General features: G+C 54.9%; 13 protein-coding genes. 7 read left to right on the top strand and 6 right to left on the bottom strand.

All coding sequences use genetic code 11. The features are described from left to right. Nucleotides 1-24 precede the first annotated feature (24 nt). From Pan181_RS22000 to Pan181_RS21985, 4 genes are all read right to left on the bottom strand, one after another. The gene (locus tag Pan181_RS22000) at nt 25-681 is read right to left on the bottom strand and encodes a cysteine peptidase family C39 domain-containing protein (protein WP_145250224.1); all 657 of its coding nucleotides are present in this window, start codon (nt 679-681) and stop codon (nt 25-27) included. Then, nucleotides 678-1,289: a DUF6931 family protein gene (locus tag Pan181_RS21995; protein WP_145250221.1), complete on the bottom strand. Its 612-nt coding sequence runs from the start codon at nt 1,287-1,289 to the stop codon at nt 678-680. Before Pan181_RS21995 ends, Pan181_RS22000 begins: the two co-directional genes overlap by 4 nt. A gap of 9 nt (nt 1,290-1,298) precedes the next feature. Then, complete coding sequence (locus Pan181_RS26695) at nt 1,299-1,553, bottom strand: PAAR domain-containing protein (protein WP_261342260.1); 255 nt, start codon at nt 1,551-1,553, stop codon at nt 1,299-1,301. Nucleotides 1,554-1,616: 63 nt separating this feature from the next. Further along, entirely contained in the window at nt 1,617-4,961 is a 3,345-nt protein-coding gene (locus Pan181_RS21985) for a type VI secretion system Vgr family protein (protein WP_145250216.1), read from the bottom strand. Nucleotides 4,962-5,337: 376 nt separating this feature from the next. On the opposite strand from Pan181_RS21985, the gene Pan181_RS21980 reads away from it, so the two are divergent. Both Pan181_RS21980 and Pan181_RS21975 read left to right on the top strand, forming a co-directional pair. Continuing rightward, nucleotides 5,338-10,143, top strand: coding sequence for a vWA domain-containing protein (locus tag Pan181_RS21980; RefSeq protein ID WP_231943667.1), 4,806 nt, complete (start codon nt 5,338-5,340; stop codon nt 10,141-10,143). Nucleotides 10,144-10,196: 53 nt separating this feature from the next. After that, nucleotides 10,197-14,798 carry a carboxypeptidase-like regulatory domain-containing protein gene (locus tag Pan181_RS21975; RefSeq protein ID WP_145250210.1) on the top strand — a complete coding sequence of 1,534 codons (4,602 nt, stop codon included), beginning with the start codon at nt 10,197-10,199 and terminating at the stop codon, nt 14,796-14,798. Between the two features lie 4 nt (nt 14,799-14,802). On the opposite strand, the gene Pan181_RS21970 is transcribed toward Pan181_RS21975, so the two are convergent. Together Pan181_RS21970 and Pan181_RS21965 are read right to left on the bottom strand one after the other, a co-directional pair. Continuing rightward, on the bottom strand, nt 14,803-16,251 hold the full coding sequence (locus Pan181_RS21970) for a type VI secretion protein IcmF/TssM N-terminal domain-containing protein (protein WP_197528589.1): 1,449 nt from the start codon (nt 16,249-16,251) through the stop codon (nt 14,803-14,805). Between the two features lie 204 nt (nt 16,252-16,455). Then, complete coding sequence (locus Pan181_RS21965) at nt 16,456-17,073, bottom strand: DotU family type IV/VI secretion system protein (protein WP_145250204.1); 618 nt, start codon at nt 17,071-17,073, stop codon at nt 16,456-16,458. A 252-nt stretch (nt 17,074-17,325) separates the two neighbouring features. Between Pan181_RS21965 and Pan181_RS21960 the strand changes: the two genes are divergently transcribed. From Pan181_RS21960 to Pan181_RS21940, 5 genes are all read left to right on the top strand, one after another. Continuing rightward, nucleotides 17,326-18,372, top strand: coding sequence for a type VI secretion system protein TssA (locus Pan181_RS21960; RefSeq protein WP_197528588.1), 1,047 nt, complete (start codon nt 17,326-17,328; stop codon nt 18,370-18,372). A gap of 53 nt (nt 18,373-18,425) precedes the next feature. Continuing rightward, nucleotides 18,426-18,938 carry a type VI secretion system contractile sheath small subunit gene (gene tssB, locus Pan181_RS21955; protein WP_145250198.1) on the top strand — a complete coding sequence of 171 codons (513 nt, stop codon included), beginning with the start codon at nt 18,426-18,428 and terminating at the stop codon, nt 18,936-18,938. A gap of 54 nt (nt 18,939-18,992) precedes the next feature. Next, complete coding sequence (tssC, locus tag Pan181_RS21950; RefSeq protein WP_145250195.1) at nt 18,993-20,462, top strand: type VI secretion system contractile sheath large subunit; 1,470 nt, start codon at nt 18,993-18,995, stop codon at nt 20,460-20,462. Between the two features lie 76 nt (nt 20,463-20,538). Continuing rightward, nucleotides 20,539-20,886: an eCIS core domain-containing protein gene (locus Pan181_RS21945; RefSeq protein WP_145250192.1), complete on the top strand. Its 348-nt coding sequence runs from the start codon at nt 20,539-20,541 to the stop codon at nt 20,884-20,886. Nucleotides 20,887-20,929: 43 nt separating this feature from the next. Next, nucleotides 20,930-21,442 (top strand): Hcp family type VI secretion system effector, encoded by a 513-nt coding sequence (locus Pan181_RS21940; RefSeq protein WP_145250189.1) that lies wholly within the window; start codon nt 20,930-20,932, stop codon nt 21,440-21,442. The last annotated feature ends 5 nt before the right edge of the window (nt 21,443-21,447 follow it).

Below are 21,447 nucleotides of genomic sequence, written 5' to 3'. Positions count from 1 at the left end.
CTTCGTTCCTTGCGATCGGTTCGCTCACCATCCAGTACGTAGCGAAGCATCACAGTGAGGACAAAAAAGGCATTCCCAACAGGGATCCCACTCAGCAATCGATACTCCTAAGTCGCTAGCCAGAGGCACCACTTGGTTGCACCGGGGACAAAGCAGTTCTTCCGATTCCCAAGCGGCGGTCGCATCGCCAATCGCAACGATCACTCCACCAGTGTGTTCGCTTTGGTCGGTGGTGGTTAGCCACAGCTTTCTCCACAGTTCCCTGGATACAGATTGATTCGCGGCAGTTGCCGGATTATGAATCACAATCTCACGTTCGGTTTCGTCGACGACAATCGAATAGTGCCCAGCAGGATTCGTTCCACTAAGCTGATGATTAACGATACCAATACGTTGCGAATGCAATACTTTTTGCAAGGCGACAGATGGATCTGCGGCCCGCAGAACCACCGCGTCGAGTCCATAGCGGATTGCATGTGACGCAAGCCTGTAAGCACCAACGGCCTGATTCGGTGCCAACCCGTGCGACAACTCGCGCCAGATATCCTCGATGGCCGTCGGCTTGCCGAGCGTGTGATAGGCCATCGCCAGCACCGCAGCCCCACAAGTGCGGGCGGAACCATCGATCGTCCGTTGCGGTAGGTAGTGAACCTCCCTTTTCGGTTGGATGGCGACCGTCATAGCATCTCCTGCGGTCGAACTGGCAAGTCGGCGAAGCGTGTTTCGGCCGCAAATCGCAGTGCTTGACGTTGCTGGGGAACACTCGCCGAAGTGATGGCAACGACCGCGCAGCTGGCAAAATGGCCCGTGATATACGTGGGAGGTTCCACCGCAGGGCAATCGGGGGGTGCGACCGATCCGCCCGACCAATATACGGCCTGAGCGAGCAATGTCGCTGGGGCAGCGGGAGGCAGTTCACGAACTTCTTGCTGTATTTGTCGCCGCAGTTGATCGTCGGGCGCTAGCACCCAATTGGTAACCGAATCGATCACCGCCAGTTCCACCGGAGTCGCTGTCTCGCGCAGGTGCGCCCACACCGAAGTGGTCGCCCACCAGATCGATTTTTGCTTCGGCAACCAATGTCCTGCGAATCGCAACGCGGGAATCCACGCTTCGCTATCGACCAACTGGTGGAACATCTGATCGGCCGACATGCTGTCGGTGAATTGTCCTGCCACTCGTCGACAGGTGTCGCAGCACTGTGCAAGGTCGACCAGCACGCGCGAGCGTTCAGCCTCTTCTTGCTGAGCGGCGTTTCGTTCATCGATCGTGACTGTAGATGTCAACATCGCTTCCGATTATCCAAACAGTACGGCTGGAGCCCCAACGACGATACTACCCCCGTGCGCGGTGCTGTCCCCCATCCGCGCGGCTGGCTTACCACCAACGATCACGGTCGAGCTTCCCATCGCAATCGTGTCGGGGGGGCCGACGCATACGGCCGAATCCCCCAGCAAAGCAGCAGGCATGCCGGCCACCAAAACGGTTGGGCACCCTGGGCCAATCACGGGCCCACCCACATGCGGAATGGGCGGCACTCCCGGTGTTACCATCGGGCAGACGTGCATATCGGTGATTCTTGCGGCAGGTACTCCCATCGCCTTGCGGATCCTTCGTTAGTTGATCATGGTCATGGCACCCTTCAGGGTTGCCGAGGCCGAGGCTTCGATATCGATCATCGCCCCTTTCTGATTGAGCGAAGCACTGGCCGTGTGAGTGATGCTCTCGGCCGAGGTCGATTGTTCCGCGGCCGCGAGTACAAACTTGCTGCTACCGCACTCCATGGTAATGCCCGAGGAGTTCAGCTCGATCGAAGCCCCCGGCCCGCCACCGAACGACAGTTTGATACCTTCGGCAGTCATCGAAATAGTAGAGCCCGAATCGCCACCGATGTTCAGCTTAAGCGTATTGGGATCAAGCGACGCGTTGCTGCCGCTATCGCTGGGGCCACTGACGAGTTGAATGGAGCCTTGATCGCCAGTACGGACGCTCACTTGCCCGACGTCGCTACTACGCCGGATTTGCAAGCTGGCTGGCCCACACACCATGGTGGCTTGCCCCGTGGAGTTGATGGCAACCACCCCGTTGTCGTTGCCCTCCCCTCCCTGGGCATCGAGATGAATCAACGAGGCATCCGTATCTTCTTCGTCGGTTGATCGTGCCCGAAACGAAAGATGCCTGGCGCTGGTGGATAGCAATCCGTCGTACGACTCGTACACATTGGCTTCGTCGGGGCCAAACGAGACATCATCGGTCGACACGGTCCCGTCGTCGTCATCGCTTGGGCCACTGGAATCGGAGGACTGTTCGTCTCCCGACTCGTCCCCCTCCTCCCCTTCGTCTTCCGTCGAATCCACAAACGAGGAGGTATCGCCCACCGCACTGGCATCGCTGTTGGCTGTAGCGGTATCTGCTTCGCCAGTGGACGACAAGGCGGTGCCCCGTTCGGTAAACGCCGAGGCTAAATCGAGTATCAAGCTCTGATAATCGGCGTCGAGTGAGTCGGCTTGCGAAGTCAGGCTCGACGCTTCATTCTGCGTTTCCTCGCCAGCATCGCACTCTCCGCACGCCTTTTCGTACTCGACAAGCAGATTGAACAGCACCCCACTCGCCCCGCGAGGCCCCAACGCCCGCACTAGGTTTTCCCAGGCCGTGGGGTCGTCTTTTTGCAGGCGCCAGCCGAGCAGCGTCAGGGCCGTCGATACCGAGGCGATGCCAGCGACCCATGCGGTGCGGGGATTCGATGCGTCAAACGCGTCGCTGCTCCGCCGCACGATTTCGCTGCCGTGGCGAATGGTTGTTGATGGACCATAGTGCAGCGTACGCCGCGACCCGAACAGCCCCGACGTATCGCCCATCGGGATGATCAGATCTTGCAACTGCTGAACCGTGTCGTCGGCGATCCATCCAGAGGGATCAAGAATGAAGCCCAGCTTGCCACCTTGAACCACCTCGCTAACGGTACCGAGTGGGAACCCGCCGACCACGCTCGCCGCATGCCCGAGTGTGACGGCGATGTCGGCCTCGAAGCTCGCAGCGAGCCATTTCTTACTCCAACCTTTGGTCTTGTCCCATTTTTGGCCGAGTGAGTTAATCAGTTGTCCGGCGGGTTGCTCTTCCTTCTTTTCGGTCTCATCGGCTGGCGGAGCTTCCGCTTCCGCCGCCGGGCCGCCACCCCCACCGCTGGAGAGCGTGCTATACATGGTGCCAAACACGCGCACCGATGTCCCTCGCACGAAGCTGTGGTTGCTCTCTTCGCTAATGAGTACCGCGTGCGACTCGGAATGCAGCTCGAGGTGCTCGTTCTTCAGCTCATCGTGGAAGCTAATGCCATTGAAATTGGAAGCGGGGTTCCCTTTGACGCTCGATGAGCGAATACCGCCAACGTGAGCCTGGTCGGGCATGTCGAGCGGCGGCATATTGCGGCTGTTGTACACGCTGCCTACCACGATCGGACGCTCGGGATCTCCGTGTTCGAAGGCCACCAGCACTTCGTGCCCTGCGCGGGGCCAGAAGTAAGCCCCCCAGCGCGGCCCCGCCCACACCTGCGCGACACGCAACCAACACGAACGCTGCGATGCCTTGATCTTGGCCGAGTCTTTTTCGTCGGCGGCACTGTCTTGATCTTGCGCGTCGGAATCGTCTGCGTCGAGCGGCTTCAGCGTGGGTCCTTCGCGTCGATCCCAAGGGAACCACACCTTCACGCGGCCGTACTTATCGTAGAGCTGGTCTTCTTCGGTCTCGGCAACGACAAACGCAGACTGTACGCCAGTGACGATCGGCTTCCGGAATCCCGCAGTCGGTACGAACGGCACCGACGAAGGCAAGCAGGAAAAGCTATTCGCGTACTTCAGCGGCGAGTCGCTCGGCGAAGATTGCTTTCCAATGCCGAGGTCGATTTTGTGTTCCAGACGGGTAACCAAATAGGTTCCGTCGGCATTGAAATGCCCGTCGAGCGTGAACTTTCCACCGACGACCAGTAACAGTTGATTACTACTCGACTGAATATCAAAAGCCGAGTTTTGTATCGCTGTGGTTCGCCGCTGGGCTAGTTCCTTCGCAGCGTCTGGAATATCGGCCACTTGCTGACGAACCGACAAATCGGCCCCGACATCGTCGGCCCATACGACGCATTGAGCTGGATATTGAGCAACCTGCCGAGTGGATTCATCGGCGTTGATGGGATGCTCGACGGTGCCGTAAGTCCGTTTAACATCCTTGCCGATCGATTGCTCCGTCTCGAAGGTCTCTCCCGCATCTTGAAAGTGACTGTCACGCAAAGAAACTGAGGTGGTCACCAACCGCTGCGTTTTCTCCCATGTTTGGATGCACGCTTCGTCCTGCACTCCCCCTTTAAGCTTCGTATAAGGCACGCTCTCCAGGGCATCGAAATCGTTCAGCTGCGTAGAATCGTCACGAATCAACAGCTTGTGGCTGTCATCTTCGTGCGAAAACAGATAGAAGATGCCTTCCTCTTCCATCACCCGACTCACGAAGGCAAGGTCGGTCTCCCCATATTGAACACAGTAGTTGCGGTCGCGATGCGTCTTGGTGAGCGAGATATCTAGAGACAGGTCACCGCACACTTCGCGAATGATCGATTCGATGCTGGCATCTTGGAAGATGCGGTAGTTTGACTGCAAGCCGAGCAGGGCGAAACTGGGTTCGAGTGTCGCAGTGTAGTGACAGAACTCCTCATCGCGCCCAGCCTGATGCAGCGAAGTGATCACCCCGTTCCATTTGCGACTCTCGCCCGAAGGCAAGTCGACGTACACCGTGGCCGAGGTCCCCAGCAACTCCGAAAACTTCAGGTTGTCCGACTCGGCAACAAAACTCAGGTCGAACCGATAGGGCTCGGAGATGGCTTCTGTCCCGCGCACATCCACCAAAACCGGCGCATCCCCCCAATTCGACTTCAGTCGTAGAGGACGTGTCTTCGAGTTGTCGGTGGCTGCGATCATAAGTTTCGACGTGGATCATGGCGTGGTGCCTGGGCGCTATGCCTTTGGAAGATCGTCTGCTCCCCGAAGATGGATTCAACTTTCAATGACGACTCGATTGGAAACATGGACCTCGTACGTAGTATTCGACGACGTTGCGATCTACCTCGGTTGTGACGAATTAAGCGTTCCTAACGGTTAAGTGTGTTAGTTACCGCTGGCCAGCAGTGGTTTGGAAGCTAGATTTCAACTCCCTATGTCCACTCGGTGCTGAAGAAACGCCCTTCCTTGGCACGTCCCCTCATAGCGTTAGTCCATTCCTATGCTTCGCCGATTCCAAGCACTATCGCCCGCAGAGCAGTACCGAGTTCGACGCCGACGAGCAATTGGACTTGGCATGGCGGCGTTGGCCCTGTTCTCCATCTGTTGGATTGGTGGTGCGGTACTGCTCAACCCACCGAGAACTGTAGCGATTGTTGCCTTGGGAAGTTCCTACGAGCAGAATCTCGCTATTCCACCCAATGCCTTTGGATGGAATACCTTGGAGGATCTTTGTCAGTCGAATGAAGTAGACAATCAGCAATTCTTCTATGGGCGGCATCTTCACAGGTTACCCGATGCTCCGCTGCGAGTGACTCGCCAATTTGATTGGCAGCGAGCGCTGACTCCCACCGAGGGTCACGATGCAATCATATACCTCTCGATGCATGGTGCTGCGGATCAGCATGGTCCCTATTTGATTGCTGACGATGCGGTTGGGCTTGGAGAAGAAAGCGATAAGGTGCGTCTCGACGGACTCTTCGCCGCACTAGCCGAACTGCCGGAGGAACAGCACAAACTGTTGCTAATCGATGTCACCACGCTGCGTGGCGTCTGGCGTCTGGGTGTTCCAGCCAACACCTTTGCTTCCGCATTGCAACAATACGATCCCCGTATTGCGGAGATACCGAATTTAGTCGTGGTATGCTCCTCCTCCGAAGGGGAGAAGTCGTGGGTTAATCAGCCAGAGCAACGAACCAGCTTTGGCTACCACTTGCGTCGCGCGCTTAATGGACTCGCTGTCGACTCGAATAACGACGGGCGGATTACTGCCGAGGAGGCTTACAACACCGTCGGCGATCGGGTGAACTCGTGGGCACAGTCCCACGCCCACGCCAACCAACAACCAGTCCTCCTGCCATCAGGCGATATCGGCACAACTCGCGCGCAAAGCATGCAGCTTGGCCTGGCCCAAACAAAAGAAACACAAGAGCCCTCTGTAGCCGACAACACTTGGGATTCTTTGATAACCGAGCAATGGCACTATGTGTCACAACTCCAGCACGAATTACAGTGCCCTGAGTCGGTTGCTCCGCAGTTGTGGAATAGCCATCTAGATCGACTAATGCGACTCGAGGAGTTCGCCCAAGCTGGCAACCGAAAAGCAGTCGAGCGGCTTCAAGGTCAACTCATGGTAAGTCGCACTCAACTCGAGCGACTGGCCAGCCGGCATCAGCTAGCATGGGATCCGCTGCGTGGTACCTCAAGCACTTCCCCAGAAATCGCACAATGGATCGACCGACTCTGGACGACTCCAGTGCAGCAATTGCCTGCTCAATGGGAGAAGGCGGCAAGTGCTCCCACTATCGACACTAAACGACTTCGTACCCAGCTTTACGAACGCATCCTCACTGCTGTTGAGCAGAGCCCCACGGCAAACTTGGATCGAGCGGCTCGATTAATTCGCTTGTCCGAGGATCCTACGAACCCTCGCCCGAGTTCGATCCATTTTATCGCAATGCTCGAGAAGCACCTTCCAGCCAGTTCGCGAAGCGCTGACTTCGATGCATTGCTGAGCGCTGCGATCTCCTGTCGCAGCAAGTCATCGCAACTTCTCCGTAGTTCCCAAAAGACGGGAGTACATGTATCCGCCGTGCTTCCTTGGGTGGAGCCTGCGATTCTCGAGCTCGATAGCAAGAGACGCTTGTCTGAGGACTTGCTCTTTGGATTGCCGTTGAACCAGGAGCAAGTATTGGATCAGTTCACTAACCTGAACCAACAATACGATGCGATTACAAAACGAATCGACACGGCCTATGCCGCCTGTGAGACCTACGATCGAGCGATGCTTACACTACCACGCTATATTGATTGGTGGTCTCTGGTATGGCATGACCTCGATGACTCACAGCACGACATCCAGCCGACTACGCAGGCGATTATCGCCGCTTGGAATTTTGCTCACGAGCTGGGCACGGTTATCGATGATTTGCGAAACACACCACTCGAGTCAATCGATCTCAACTCCACCCAAGCGGAAGAGCATCATCTCGCTTCCGCTGCCACTCAACTCGCCAACAACTACCAAACAGTGGTGATGGCGTATCAGCAATGGCAACACTCCCTCGATGCTAAGACAGGACCAGTGTTCTGGAATAACTGCGATGCTGCTCTGATGATTCCAACACTCGACGTTGAATCGAGGCTGCGACTGCTTACGATCCGACGCCCTGCTTCCGCTGCCCGACAATCGACTCACGACAAGCGTCTATCCCTCACGGCTCAAAGCGAGGACAATGACGCGATCAAAGCAAGTACGCATCGTCGGATGCAGTTAATGGCAGCCGCTTTCGACCCGGCGAGGCTAGCCAAACACGGATATCTTTCCACCGAGTCTGCTGACGCTTTTTCGCAATTGCCCGCCAACACACGTGCAGGCACGCATTTAGATTCGCTCATTCAATTGGCGCGGCAATTGATGCTTGCACGCACCACGAGCGTGCGGGATACAGTATCCGACATCCAGAATGCGGAACAACTTACCGGATCGACCCTACTAGAATGGGTAAACTTGAATCATCGGATGCAACAATTACTTGTGACTTCCGAGAGACCTGACTTCCTGGTCGGGGCAAGTAAAACACAAGAACGATCGCGGGCACGCTACGCACTACTACTCGGCACACGCACCTTAATTGGCCGCTGGAATGGGTTATCCGACACAGCACCTCCTTACTACCGACAAGCCACCAAGGCCTATCTTGTTGCCGCTCGGGGTTGGAATCCCCATGAACCTCAATTGGACTCATTGGAACGGCTTGTTGCCCAACCCTGGGACTTTACGATTCGAACGGCGGATGATGGCTCTCCCATCTACATCACAGGATCCGAAAGCCTTCCTATCGGCATCCAACTGCTAGTCTCAGGCGTAGAGTCAGGAAATGCCCAAGTATGGGGAGATGCGGATTCAGGGCTCTCGCTTAGTGCACCTGCCACCGGAACGCGACTGAATGTATCTGTAGGCGAAAACAAGCGGACGTCCCAGGGTAGCGTTGTGCTGAAGAGAACAATCACCCAGCCAGTCGCTGACTTCCTGCCCTCCAGCAACAGCCAAGCAGAACTCCGTGCCTTTTTCCGTGGACATCTGGCTCGCGTTGCACTCGACGCTACGTTGATCAACACTCCTCACTTTCGCTCGGTGAAGCTTCCTCCTCCAAGAACGACCGCGGTGGCGATCCTTGATGGCAGTCCTCCTGTTGCCTCGAAAGCATCCAACTTTGCCATAACTTTCGTAGTCGACGCCTCGGGAAGTATGGGCCCGACTTCTGATGGCAAGTCTTTCAAGTATCAACAAGCAGTCGAAGCACTTAAGAGCATCCTGCAAGACCTTCCCAGTGGTGTGCGAGTGAGTGTCTGGGTGTTTGGAGAAGCAATCGGGCGGAATAAGACTGTCGACAGGCCAGAACAGACCATTCATCGACTAATGCGCCCGATAGCTTGGGACCAGAATGACACAAAGGTGCTCGACGAACTTGTTTCCTTGCTGTCGAACATCGAACCATGGAACGAATCTCCCGTGGCCGATGCAATCGTTGCCGCCCGCCAAGACTTATTTGGGTTCAACGGGGAGAAGATGATGGTTGTGCTGACGGATGGGGAGGACAATCGTCTGGCGACAGAAACCGGAATCACCAGCCCCCACGAGCTTAGCCAAGTGCTACCGCTGGCATTGGATGGCACTGGAATTGCTCTGCAAGTATTGGAGATGTCCAACTCTCCGACAAGTCAATCGGACTCTACAGAGCCATTTCGCTTACTCGATCAACTCAATCCCCCAGGCCGTTGGTGGGTGATGGACGAACTGTCGTCACTACAAGGGTTGCTCCACGACGAAGCATTAAAGAACCGCCTTATCACGATCACACCTAAGAATGGCAGTGTCTCGACTGCGAAGCCGATCACGCTGAAACGAAACCTTCCTACCGAACGCGTGCAGTCCGACTTACTTCCCGCAGGACAATACCAAATCGAAGCGGAGAACCGGATGCACGCTGTGAGTGTTATCGAAGGCGATACGCTGCTACTTCAATCGTATTCCGGCATGAATGGAGAAGCATTCCGGCGTGTTTCGATTGCCGATACGGACCATGCCACATCGGCGACCGTCTCCGCCAAAGGTGGAACAGCGACTCTGTTGAAACGACGCGCCCCTTCAGAAGCTCCAACCGAAATACTGTTGTCGATTGAGTCCTCTGACTTAGACGGAAAATCACCACTCTCTGTTCCTCATTGCGACACTCTTTGGCTTGAATACTACCCTGATGCGTCCTCTCACGCTTCCCAACCGCTAGCATGGACTTCTACGTTTGGTTATCCAGCCCAGTGCTGGAGCTGCCTGGCCGCTTCCGATGGCTCGGTGACTAACTCCCGTTCCCCAGCACGTCTCAAAGTATGGTGGATTAACTCTGCAACCGAGCCAAGCGCAGTGCAGTTACGGCGAGGATTTGAGTTCTCGGTCGTCAGCCAGCTGGCAGGGACTCACTGCAAAGCAGTCGGTGACACTGTGACGTTTTCTCGCGTTGCCTGCGAATTGGAGACCTTACCCACTTCACAGGGAACGATGGAGCCTCAATTTTGCCTGAACGTGGAGCTTTCTCACCCAATAGGGTCGATGTTTCAAGTTTCACTTGAAGGAATGACTCCTCAAGGTCAACAGCACGACTACTACCCCTCGATCGGCAGAACCACGGCGAAGTTTTGGCCGGTAAATTCCGCTCAATTGGACCAACTGGTCACAGGCGTTTCAATCGTTGCAATCGATGAACTTAAAGCGAAAGCAGAGCAGGCAGGCAGTTACGCCGAACTAACTTCGATGGGTACGTTCCCTACCGGTGAAATCCCGCCTGCGCCGGTTATAGACTTCAGTTCGGCTCCAACCCAATAAAAGGGCGGAGCTTTTGTAGAGGCGGCCAGCACGATTCCGCCCCTCCGCGCCTCATGACTACCGAGACCGCGTTGCCGACCAGCAATTCTGGCCAGCAGGAATCTAAGCCTAAGCATCCCCTGTATCGAAAGAAACAGGGCCATATCGTACTGCACCTCTTAGCCATCAGTGTCTTACTGGGGCTGCTGCTCGCACTTACGACGCAAATTGCCGCGCCGACCTCATGTAAGTTCATTGCTGCATGGTCGCCTCACCTGGAATCGTCGTTGGTGCCCGACAACCTGGCAGCGGCAAACGATCGTCTTGCCATTCAGCAGGGCGATTACTTTTCCAACGAGAGTTTTCAGTTTGAACCAAGCCTGTCTTCCTCGATGTTGCGGCGGCAGTTGTTGGCAGAGGACATCGATTCGGATCAGCCGCTGGTAGTTTATCTGTCGGCTTTGGCATCGGTGGACACCAATAACCAGCTTGTATTGATGACCAAGGACTTTCAGCCGCTCGGCCAGCAGAGCGAGGGAATCCCTCTCCTTGAGATTCTCTCGTTGCTTGCACAGAGTACCTCTCAACAGAAACTTCTAATACTCGACATTTCTGCGGCCTTAGAGTCGGGACAAGCCGGCTTGTATCCTGAAGAAATCACCGATCGAGCGATTACCGCACTCGCCAAAGTACCTGATGACTATCGGCTAACTCTCGTTTCCAGCGGTGTTGGCCAGAACGCTCAACCACTGCTGGGAACTGGACGAACGCTCTTTGGGTATTTCTTCGAGCAAGGCATCAGTGGCTGGGCGGATGGATTCAATGACTCTGCCATCAGCGATGGTCGGGTATCAGCTCGCGAAGTGGCTGCCTATGTCACCAACCGTGTCGACGGCTGGTCAGTCTCCCATGGTGAGAATCGTCAAACACCATTAGTGCTCGGAGACGTCGACGACTTTGTTCTCACTGTAGCGGATCGCCATTCCCAGCCTCCGGTGCTATTTCAAGCCAAAACCGAGGCCTACCCCGACTGGCTGAAAGAGTCCTGGCAGCAAAGAACTCTATGGCTAAATGCAGGAATACTCCACACGCACCCCCGCCTCATTCGACGATTGGATGAGACGCTAATCGAGATCGAGCGCCGCTGGCGTTATGGTGCCGATGATAACGCACTGAGAACCTACTGGATATCGGCTGTTGGACCAATGCTCTCGGTAATCGAAGGAGGCAATCTACCACTCAACAACCCCCTATCTCTGGGTTCGCTGGCACACTCCATGCCGGCTCCGAGTGTCGAGGCCAAGAACGCCTGGTCCGTCTACTTTTCATCACTTGCAGCCTTGGACTACACCGAAGCCCCGAAGATGGTTGAGAAGCAACAGTCGCAGCTGTTGGATACTCTCCAGAAAAGTTTACAACCGCACAATCAATCCGAAGTACTCTTGGCGCTACTTGAGGTACTTCCTCATGCTCAAGGAACATTCACGACTCAATTGACCGCGATCAGCGACTATCTCCAGCTGACTGGTTGCGATTGCAGCTACGTTGAAACAGCTGCGATCATTGAGATCTCCAATCGCCTGGACTCTCACCAGTTTGCCGAAGTAGAAGATGCTCAACTTTGCTTGCAGTGCATCCTTCTGGGTGAACAAGCATGCGGCGACACTCTCGCAACTCCCGATGTTTCCCATATCCTTGATCAGGCGTTGAGCCATCGCCTTGAAGGCGAAGTTCTCCTATTCAATCCGGGTTACGGCCCCATAGAGCAAGGGCGAGAAGAGCTGAGTCAAGCAATCATGCTCTACGAAAAGGCAATTCGATATCAACGCATTGCCAATGCTGCGATTGCGACACGAGACCGCTCCTTTCAATTGCTGCCGGCATTCCTACCCATTGTACGCACCAATTCAGCTACCCTTCCAAACTGGAAAGAAGCCTCGGTGCTTTCCAAGCAACTCGCCGACTTACTGCAGCAGAATAGGCAAGAAGACTTCTGCAACGAATCCCCCCTTATCGAACAACTCACTCGCTCGGTTAAGCAACACTGCGACGACCTTGAGAGTTTGCTATCTCAGGAAAACATCGATGCTCTGTTGGTAGCCATTGAGCAAGAACTCAGCATGAGTCGCGAAGAAGCAGAAGCGGTGCTCGCGACTCCGCTACTCTCTCTGGACAACCGATTAGCACTGCTTAAGAAGCTTGAATCGAAGAGCGAGGCACAGTCACAAGAACTGGACCACTTTGCAAGGCAGGTTAACACCAGGACAATCGTCGACGCGATGACCATGCGTCGCAGTGACACTGCAAACGCGACATTTGCCGACCGTGCTATCCAGGAAGCTGAGTGCACGTATCTTCTTGGCGAGATGGGGGGCCTCGACATGGCTCCATTCAAGCAGAAGTGCGACGACTACAAGCATCATACCCAAGAGTGTTTCGCTGCCATCCTAAATAGAACCTTGGCCGCAGCCTATCGAGCTGTTGCCTCCACTTCAGACACCGAGCACGACTTGGCATTCTTCGACAGAGTGTCGCGTGTTCTTCCAGCTGGATATCGCGAAGGCATGTACGCCAGCGGACAGTTCCATCCTTCTGCGGAACTTGCTACTCAAGTCAGTGAGCAATGGCGGTCGCGAGAACAACAGAGATTTGCTCTATTCTCCCGCAATCCCCTTCCCTCTTCAATCTACGCTGTTGCCAATCAGCGGCTGGCGTCTGCATATCGCTCCTCTTCGCCGGCGTGGGCGGTGATTGGTCCAGTTTCCTGCGATAAACTAAGCGAACAGACTCCAACGGAGGCGGTCGAGTTGTTAATCTCCACCGACCATGATTCGCCAGCACTAGTAGTACTCTCACCAAATTCGGCGTTATCGGCAAACACGCACCTAAGTCAACAAGACGAGCACTGGAAGGCGCATATTGATTTGGATGTGCAACCGGATGCTGCGTACCCTGAACTCTCCGGCATTCGAGGTATTCTTGCCCGCATCGAAGTCGGTAGTGATGTTCGATACTATCCAATCTCTCTTCCAAACTTGTCGCGTTCCTCTTCAGTGGAAGCCTGGATTGAAGTCGCTGGCATTCGTCGCCAGCTTGCGAACAGCCTCACCATTACGCCTGCATCCCAGAGTCAGCCTTTCGAGCTTATGCTGCAGAATCGCATGGACAATGCTCAAAGCGTGACCGTTCATTTGGATTGTGGCGAAACGTACTCCGCCGACCTTGAGCTACCGCCAGGGCAACCGGTATCAGTACCGTTTCCTGCTACGAAGGATCCTCTCCAGACTCCTCTCCCACTTGAGCACTTAGGAGTGACCGTTCTCGATCAATCCAACTCGCAAACTCTCTATACCAGCCATTCAGCAGTTACGGTACTTTCCCCCGAAAATTACATGGAACTCGCAGAGGGGTGGATAGAGTCAGCCGGTGAGCACTTTACGTTGCACCTACCTGTTCGCTGGCTTCCTGGCGGCCCACGATCGAGTCTCGTCGAGCTTTCTCCAAGCAACGGCTTGTCGACACCTAGCATTCATGCCACGGGTGGCCAGATGGCAGCGGTACTCGATGCCGAACACCCCATGAGCACGCTCACCTGTCGGTTTACGACCGACGAGTTGGCGAATCTCACTTCACCCCCTCTGTGGTCTATCACCATCGACGGCGTGCAACATACCTACTCGCTCCAAGCACCACTTCCGAATGAAGGGGAGACCACCCGGCTCGAGCTACTAAAAGAACCTCGACTGACGTGTAGCACACCATCGCTTTTGAAATCGGGTGCTCCGCTTGAATTCGCCACAACCGTTTACTCCGCCCCACGGAATGCGACGATCGAAGCAAGACTGCTTCCTGCTGATACGCCATCAACGACGCCGGTCCGCAGCATTCAGCTGAACCAAGCACGAGTTCCTCAGGTCACCCTCTCACCACCCGATAAAAAGGGCCGGATGAGCATTCTAGCCACGATGCAAGATGCTCAAGGAGCACTGACAACCGACGGACTAGTAGGTACTTACAAACTGAATCTGGCGCTCACCGACGAACGCCATCAGCTACTGGCCAAAACCGAGACCGAGGTAACACTCGACAACTCTCCTGCCAACCAGGTGCTGATCACACCGACCTCTCCACAGCTTGTCGCGGGGGCTGCGACACGGTTCGAAATCAAGGCTTCCGACAATCTAAGTGGAGTCAGCACGGTCCACATGTTCGCTGGTTCAGCCGATGGCGACGAGGTACCAAAGGGCGTGACACTCGTGCCAGCCCATGTTACTCCAGGCACCATGAACACTTGGGGTGCGACTTTACCACTCCCCGCCAACCAACCAACGACGACAGTTTCGGCTGTTGTCACCAACGGTGTTGGCTTGGCTCGCATTGTTTCTCGTGAGTTAAGGCTTAAGACAGCCGTGCAGGCTGAGCTTGGGAGTATCGCTGGACAAGTCTCTGAAGGAGGTCGACTACAACCCGGACTCACGGTGGAGTTGCGATCTCCCGACCAGAAAGTCGTAGCGAAAACCACAACACAGAAGCAAGGCAACTTCGAATTCGGCGGAGTGAAGCCGGGTGCCTATCTTATTTGGTGTACCAAGCTGCAATCCCAACGCACCGGAACCTCGTCGGTAAAAGTCGAGAAGGGACAGACAGCTCATGCCGGTATCGAACTGAGCCTATAGAGACCTATAGGACAAGAAGGCTTATGGATACCACGCCCAACGCTATCGCCACACCCCAGAGACACTTCGCCCAGCAAAGATTGCTACGATTCAGCGACACCGCGTCCGAGGTCCACTGCGCCCTTCCCGGCAAGTCGAGCAATCGTTGCATCACACATCCACCGAACCCTCTTACTTCGGGATGGAAATGGCCTGTTGCGACAAGATAGCCGCCGGCGACTGGCCATGGCTGCTTCGTTCGACTTGCAAGACTAGCGACAATCTTGCTTAGATTTTCCCGTTTCCTAGCGATGGCGTGCTGAAACGCAAAAAGCTGGCGATTCGTGTTGACTTGTGACTTTGCCGACTTGAACAATCGCAAACAAATAGCAGGAGTAAGTAGTGAACTGATTTGGCCCATCTGCTCGGCAACCCCTTTGCTATCGCCCGATGTTGCATCATCCATAGCAATATCGCATCCGAGTAGTAGCTGTTGACGATTCTTAGGCAGTTGGTTCAACAGTTCTCCGCAACCTTCGACATCGTCCACATCGGTAAAGGCACACACGATTGGCGCCGTGGCGCCGGACGACTCAGAAAGCGTGTTGAGATCTCCACAGGCCAAGCGAAGCGTTAGGTCTGCCCTGCTTGGCGAATCGAGAGACTCACCCGGCAAGAAAATTGCCACTCCGTCAAAAGGCACTTGCCCAGACCGAGCTTCACCTATGAGCGAAACGAGATACGCAAATTTAGTTCGCATCGACTCGCATTCGCTGGCAGCAATCGCCGAATCGCAAACCGAATTCTCTTCCTCGGGATCTGAGACTGCTTTGCTCATCGATCGAATCGAGAGATCTTCCAAAGTTTCATCCTGCGGCAGCGACGCTGCGTGTTCACTGGCACTCACCGACTGCAGTGTGACATCACCGCTCTCCGCTGGTGTCGCGACGCCGGCGGTTACCAAGGCAGGTGCCCGCAAAGTGATGGGCATACCTTGTTCAAGCGTACCCTGTTTCTGCTTACTATTCGTGTTCGTCGGCTTAGCGACCGCGTGTAGCTTTGCGTGACGCAGTTCGCACCAGCGTTCGGCTTGAGCCGATAAGGCCGAAACGCCTGGTGCTGAGATATACACGGCTTTCTCATCAGCCAATATTCTGACTGGTGCGGTAGCAGCTAAAGGTCGGGGACCGTAGACAGCATCAACCTCAAGGCTAGCAAGAATATCGTTGTCGGTACTGGGAGTGCTGCCGACCATGAACACAACTTGGCGGTCACTCAACTTGATGCCCGCACTTTCCAGTCCAGTGAGGCCCGCCTGCCAAGCTTGTTGAATTTCGGGGTAGGGGGATAGTGGACTAGGTTGCCGCCAGGCTAACCAAGTCCACCAACTAAACCATGCGATGGCGTAGGCGACTACAAACATCAGTGGCAACCACATTTGGCGCAGCACGAGCGAAGGTGCTTGCACTGCCATATCGAGTCGGAACCATTGGTTCACCCACCACAGCCCAACCAGTGCCGCGAGCACCATCACGCCATGCATCGCCCATGTAATAGCATTGGAGCTTGATCGCTTCCAGATCGACGTGAATGGCAAAGCAAGTACCTGCCATATCCACTTGCTGGTGCTCTTAACTAGCTGGATCATCTTCTTACTCTCACTGGATATCGATACTACCTAGCGCAAGACATACTGTACCAAGGCGTAGGTGATTACGGGGGCGGATGCCAAGGTGGCTACCATGGCTGCGGTGGACGCCCGGCGAAATTCTCTTTCGCCGGTAAGCAGGGGGGGAGTACTCATTGGCGTATCGAACACGTCCATGCTCCGAGAGCTACGGCCTCCTCGCGTGATTCTTACCTTGGTACGTTCCATCCAGGATTCAAGCGATTCTGGGTCGTTCCGCAGTTGTCCACGGAAGCCGAGTGCTACGCACACATAGAGCGTTCGCAACAGTTCCTCGTCTCCTCGCGACTCTGCCACTTTGGCCAATCGCCAAAATTCCCATGCCCGATCGTTCACCCCATACAGGCGAGACTCGAGCTTATTCTCATTCCACTGCGACGACCACGGAGAATCCTGCACAAAGATCTCATCCAGCCAACAAGCAAGGGCATAGCGTGGGCCGAGATCGCCCACTTGATCGGAGGTCGATTCAGGAAGCTCCAACAGTTGATTCAGAAGAACCGCTTGTTCGTACTCAAAGTTGCGCTGCCCAAGCGAGTTGGCTGCCTCATGCACCTTGAGTGCGTAGCTAACTAGTTGATCGACAGTTTCACGATACGACACAGTCATGGCGAGATTCAGTGTTACCGGATTGTAGCGAATGTGAGACTTGTGCTCAGGCCGAGGCCACTGCGCACTTCACGCCCAATACAAGAAAGGTAGGCCATGCACGGCTATTTGATCGAATCTGGTGAAAGTAGACAAAAAAATCTGCAAGCCCGAAATACACGCATTTACCCGTAACCTACTGTTGTCGGACTCGATCGACTGATGTGCCTTTGCCACATCTGCCCCATCCCCCCCACTCTCGCAATCGTCTCCATGCAAGAAGACCACTCGAACACCTTGGTCTGCGAACCTGCCGCCGCAGATACATGCGCGGTCGACGAGTCGTACTACGCTCATCGCTTTGCTCCGACGTTTCGAGAGCTCCGTCGCGAAGAACACCCTTTGGACTTCGACGATGTCACGCGTCCGGAAGTTCTAAAAACGGCCGATTGGAAGGCAATTTACGAGCTTTGCCATCAGTCACTCGCCGGCCCTACGAAGGACCTTCGCATCGCATGCCACCTTGTGGAAGCTGGGCTACGAGTCGACGGATTATGTGGTTTTTGCGATGCCCTTGCCCAGCTCAATGAAGTGGTCGACACATCTTGGGAATCTCTGATCCCCATAGCTCAAGACGATTCGCACGAAACTCGCGCGACTCCTGTCGAGAACCTGCTGGACGATCCAGATCGGGGTGTTTGCTTGCCCAATACACTACGGTCGTATCCGCTGTTCGGATTGTCCCCGCGAGTTAGCTACAACAAACTTGTGCAACTTACGCGGTCAACCGACCCCAATGACCAAGATCGACTCTCGCACTTCCGTTCGAATGTTCCACCGGAGCACTATCGGGAGATTGTGAATGTGCTGGAGGAATGCGACGATCACTTAAACCGTCTTTCGAAGAGCCTCCAACTCCACATGGGCGACGAGGCTCCCGCTCTGCTCAACCTGCGGGCCGCTTTGACCGACATTCGAAATCTTGTGGCGGCGGAAATGGCACTGCTTGGTGTCTATTCGGCTTCTTCCACAACCAACACACCCGATCTCCCATCGGACACCCAAACTCCGGCAGCTAGCACCGATCTCTTACACCTTGATCGTGAGGGGCTCTACTACCTGCTAGATCAGGCCGCCGATCGCTTGCGAGGCATGGAGCCCCATAGTCCCATCCCCTACCTGGTAAAGCGCGCGGTGCGACTAGGACGCCTGCCTTTCCCAGCATTAATGAAGCATGTTATTCGCGAGGAATCGATCCTCACCGAATTGAACAGAGAATTCGGCATTGCCGACTCCGAAGGACACACACCAGTCGCATGACGCCCCGTTTATCACACGTTTAGCCATACTTACCTTACCCGAGGAAAAGAGCAATGAGCGAAAGCCAGCAACATACTCTCGATCGAGTACGTCCGCCACGCGTACAAATCACTTACGATGTTGAAACCAATGGAGCCCTCGAAAAGAAAGAGCTTCCTTTTGTTGTGGGTGTGATGGCCGATCTCAGCGGTGACGCCGCGGCCGACAACAAGCCCCTGAAGCAACGCAAGTTTGTGCCGATCGACCGAGACAACTTCAACGAAGTCATGGAAAAGGCAGAACCTCGCCTGGCGATGAACGTCGCTGACCGTCTGACTGGCGAAGTCGATACCAACCTGTCAGTCGCTCTGAAGTTCAGCAATATCACCGATTACGAACCTCAGAACGTTGCGAAGCAAGTCCCCTCGTTGAACAAGTTGCTCGAAGCCCGTCATAAGCTTCGCCAGGTGCTGAGCACCATGGAAGGCAACGATTCGTACACAGGTCTTCTGGAAGAAGTACTGGGCGATCCCGAAGCTGCCAAGTCGCTGGCCAGCGAACTCGGCACGGAAGAAGAGACGAAGTAGAAGCCCCTTTACTCCGACCATCCCACCACTATTTCCTCTACGGGAGATCTAATAATGGCAACTGCCACCGAGACTACCACCAGCGATGTCGCTGAGGAGCTAAGCCTTCTCGAACAACTACTCGAGAATTCGCGTGCTCTTGACGAAGCAGAACGCGACACCCAAAAGGACTACCTGGCTGAGTTCATCCGCCATGCGGTTGAACCCGATCAAATTACTTCGAAAGACACTGCTGCTACGATCAACAATTGGATTGCTCAGATCGACGAAAAGATCTCGGCCCAATTGAACGAGATCATGCACAACGAGAAGTTCCAACAGCTCGAAGGTAGCTGGCGTGGTCTTCACTACCTGGTGCATCAGTCGGAAACTGGAACCTCGCTCAAGATTCGCGTGCTGAACGTCACCAAGCGAGAATTGCTGAAGGACCTGGAATCGGCCGTTGAGTTCGATCAAAGCGCCCTGTTCAAGAAAGTCTACGAAGAAGAGTACGGTCAACTCGGTGGTGCTCCCTACGGCCTGTTGATCGGCGACTATGAGTTCAGTCGTCATCCCGACGATATCACCCTGCTCCGTTTGGTTTCCAACGTTGCCGCGAGTGCTCACGCCCCGTTCATCTCGGCTGCCTCGCCACAACTGTTCAACCTGACCAGCTTTACCGAACTACCGAACCCTCGTGATCTGGCTAAGATCTTCGAGAGTGCCGCCCACGCTTCGTGGCGTTCGTTCCGTGACTCGGAAGATTCCCGTTACGTTGCTTTGATGCTGCCTCGCGTGCTCGGCCGTCTGCCCTATGGCAAAGACTTCAAGCCAGTCGAAGAGTTTGACTTCGAAGAGTTTGTCGACGGTCGCGACCACAGCAAGTACCTGTGGATGAACGCTGCGTGGGCCTATGGTGCGCGCGTGACCGATGCCTACTCGAAGTACGGCTGGTACGCCAAGGTTCGCGGTGTCGAAGGTGGCGGTAAGGTTGAATTCCTGCCGGTGCATACGTTCAACACCGACGATGGCGACGTTGCCATGAAATGCCCGACGGAAATTGCGATTTCCGATCGCCGTGAGTTTGAACTCTCGAATCTCGGTTTCTTGCCACTGCTGCACGCCAAGGAGACGGACTTCGCCGTATTCATGGGTGCCCAGTCGACCCAAAAGCAGAAGACCTACTTCGACGCTTTGGCCAACGCAAATGCTGAGCTGAGCGTGAAGATCAACTACCTGATGTGCGTTTCGCGTTTTGCCCATTACCTGAAGGTAATGGCTCGCGATAAGGTTGGCTCGATGCTCGAAGCCGCCCAATGTGAAAAGTGGCTGAACGATTGGATTGGCAACTACGTGTGCGATCCCAACATGGCTGGCGACGAAACCAAGGCCAAGTGCCCGCTTTCGGATGCGACCATCGAAGTTCGCGAAGTCGCTGGCAAGCCTGGTTGGTACGAAGCGGTTGCTTGGTTACGACCTCACTTCCAACTCGAGACTTTGAATGCCTCGATGCGGTTGGTGGCTGAAGTACCCAAGAAGGGTTAACCACAATTGGATCCACGTGTCGTCCCTGGTGCTCGTCGCCGGGGACGGCACTTCCTAAAAGCATAGAGAACTAACCATGGAAACGCCAAGCAACGCGACGTTCGGGAACAACCACACTGGTCTACCCGACAACTTAAAGTCGGGCTTAGAAAATTTATCTGGTTACAGCATGGACGATGTAAGAGTCTACTATAACAGTGCAAAACCTGCTCAACTGCAGGCTCATGCCTATGCTCAAGGCACCAATATCTACTTGGCCCCCGGACAAGAGCGACACCTCCCTCACGAGGCGTGGCACGTCGTCCAACAGAAGCAAGGCCGTGTGAAACCCTTTACCCAACTCAACGGCGGCACCAGCCTCAACATCGATGCTGGATTGGAAAAAGAAGCCGATGTCATGGGTGCCCGCGCCATGAGCGTTTAACTACCACAACAATCACTATCAACGACATACAAAGGATATAACTATGGGCAATAACGGCGAACCCAAATCGCAAGGCTCGATCGACTACTTCCTGAAGATCGATGGCATCGAAGGCGAATCGAAAGATTCGAAGCATGCCAAAGAGATTCAGATTCTGGGATTCACCTGGGGCGAAAGCCAACCAGTGAGCATCCCCTACACCTCCGGTGGTGGTAGCGGAAAGGTCACGATGCAGGACCTCACCTTCACCATGTATGCCTGCAAGGCCTCTCCCAAGTTGTTCCTGTCGTGCGCCAAAGGCGAACACATCAAGGAAGCAACTTTGGTAGCCCGCAAGGCTGGTGGTAGCCAGGAAGAGTTCTACCAAATCAAGCTCGAAGAAGTACTTGTGTCTTCGTACAACACCAGCGGTGGCAATGGCAGCACCTTGCCTCTCGATACGGTTACCTTGGCCTTTGCCAAGATTAGCTACGAGTATCGTCCTCAGAAGGACAAAGGTGCCCTCGATACCCCAGTGAAGGCTGGTTGGAACCTGGAAGAAAACAAGGCCATCTAGGTTCA

Source organism: Aeoliella mucimassa (genome assembly GCF_007748035.1).
GTDB classification, from domain to species: Bacteria; Planctomycetota; Planctomycetia; order Pirellulales; family Lacipirellulaceae; genus Aeoliella; species Aeoliella mucimassa.
This window is presented reverse-complemented; position numbering and strand designations above follow the sequence as displayed.

Coding starts and splice junctions, on each gene's coding strand:
- Pan181_RS22000 (WP_145250224.1), bottom strand. CDS start 681: ATGACGGTCGCCATCCAACCGAAAAGGGAGGTTCACTACCTACCGCAA.
- Pan181_RS21995 (WP_145250221.1), bottom strand. CDS start 1,289: ATGTTGACATCTACAGTCACGATCGATGAACGAAACGCCGCTCAGCAA.
- Pan181_RS26695 (WP_261342260.1), bottom strand. CDS start 1,553: ATGGTAACACCGGGAGTGCCGCCCATTCCGCATGTGGGTGGGCCCGTG.
- Pan181_RS21985 (WP_145250216.1), bottom strand. CDS start 4,961: ATGATCGCAGCCACCGACAACTCGAAGACACGTCCTCTACGACTGAAG.
- Pan181_RS21980 (WP_231943667.1), top strand. CDS start 5,338: ATGGCGGCGTTGGCCCTGTTCTCCATCTGTTGGATTGGTGGTGCGGTA.
- Pan181_RS21975 (WP_145250210.1), top strand. CDS start 10,197: ATGACTACCGAGACCGCGTTGCCGACCAGCAATTCTGGCCAGCAGGAA.
- Pan181_RS21970 (WP_197528589.1), bottom strand. CDS start 16,251: ATGGCAGTGCAAGCACCTTCGCTCGTGCTGCGCCAAATGTGGTTGCCA.
- Pan181_RS21965 (WP_145250204.1), bottom strand. CDS start 17,073: ATGACTGTGTCGTATCGTGAAACTGTCGATCAACTAGTTAGCTACGCA.
- Pan181_RS21960 (WP_197528588.1), top strand. CDS start 17,326: ATGCAAGAAGACCACTCGAACACCTTGGTCTGCGAACCTGCCGCCGCA.
- tssB (WP_145250198.1), top strand. CDS start 18,426: ATGAGCGAAAGCCAGCAACATACTCTCGATCGAGTACGTCCGCCACGC.
- tssC (WP_145250195.1), top strand. CDS start 18,993: ATGGCAACTGCCACCGAGACTACCACCAGCGATGTCGCTGAGGAGCTA.
- Pan181_RS21945 (WP_145250192.1), top strand. CDS start 20,539: ATGGAAACGCCAAGCAACGCGACGTTCGGGAACAACCACACTGGTCTA.
- Pan181_RS21940 (WP_145250189.1), top strand. CDS start 20,930: ATGGGCAATAACGGCGAACCCAAATCGCAAGGCTCGATCGACTACTTC.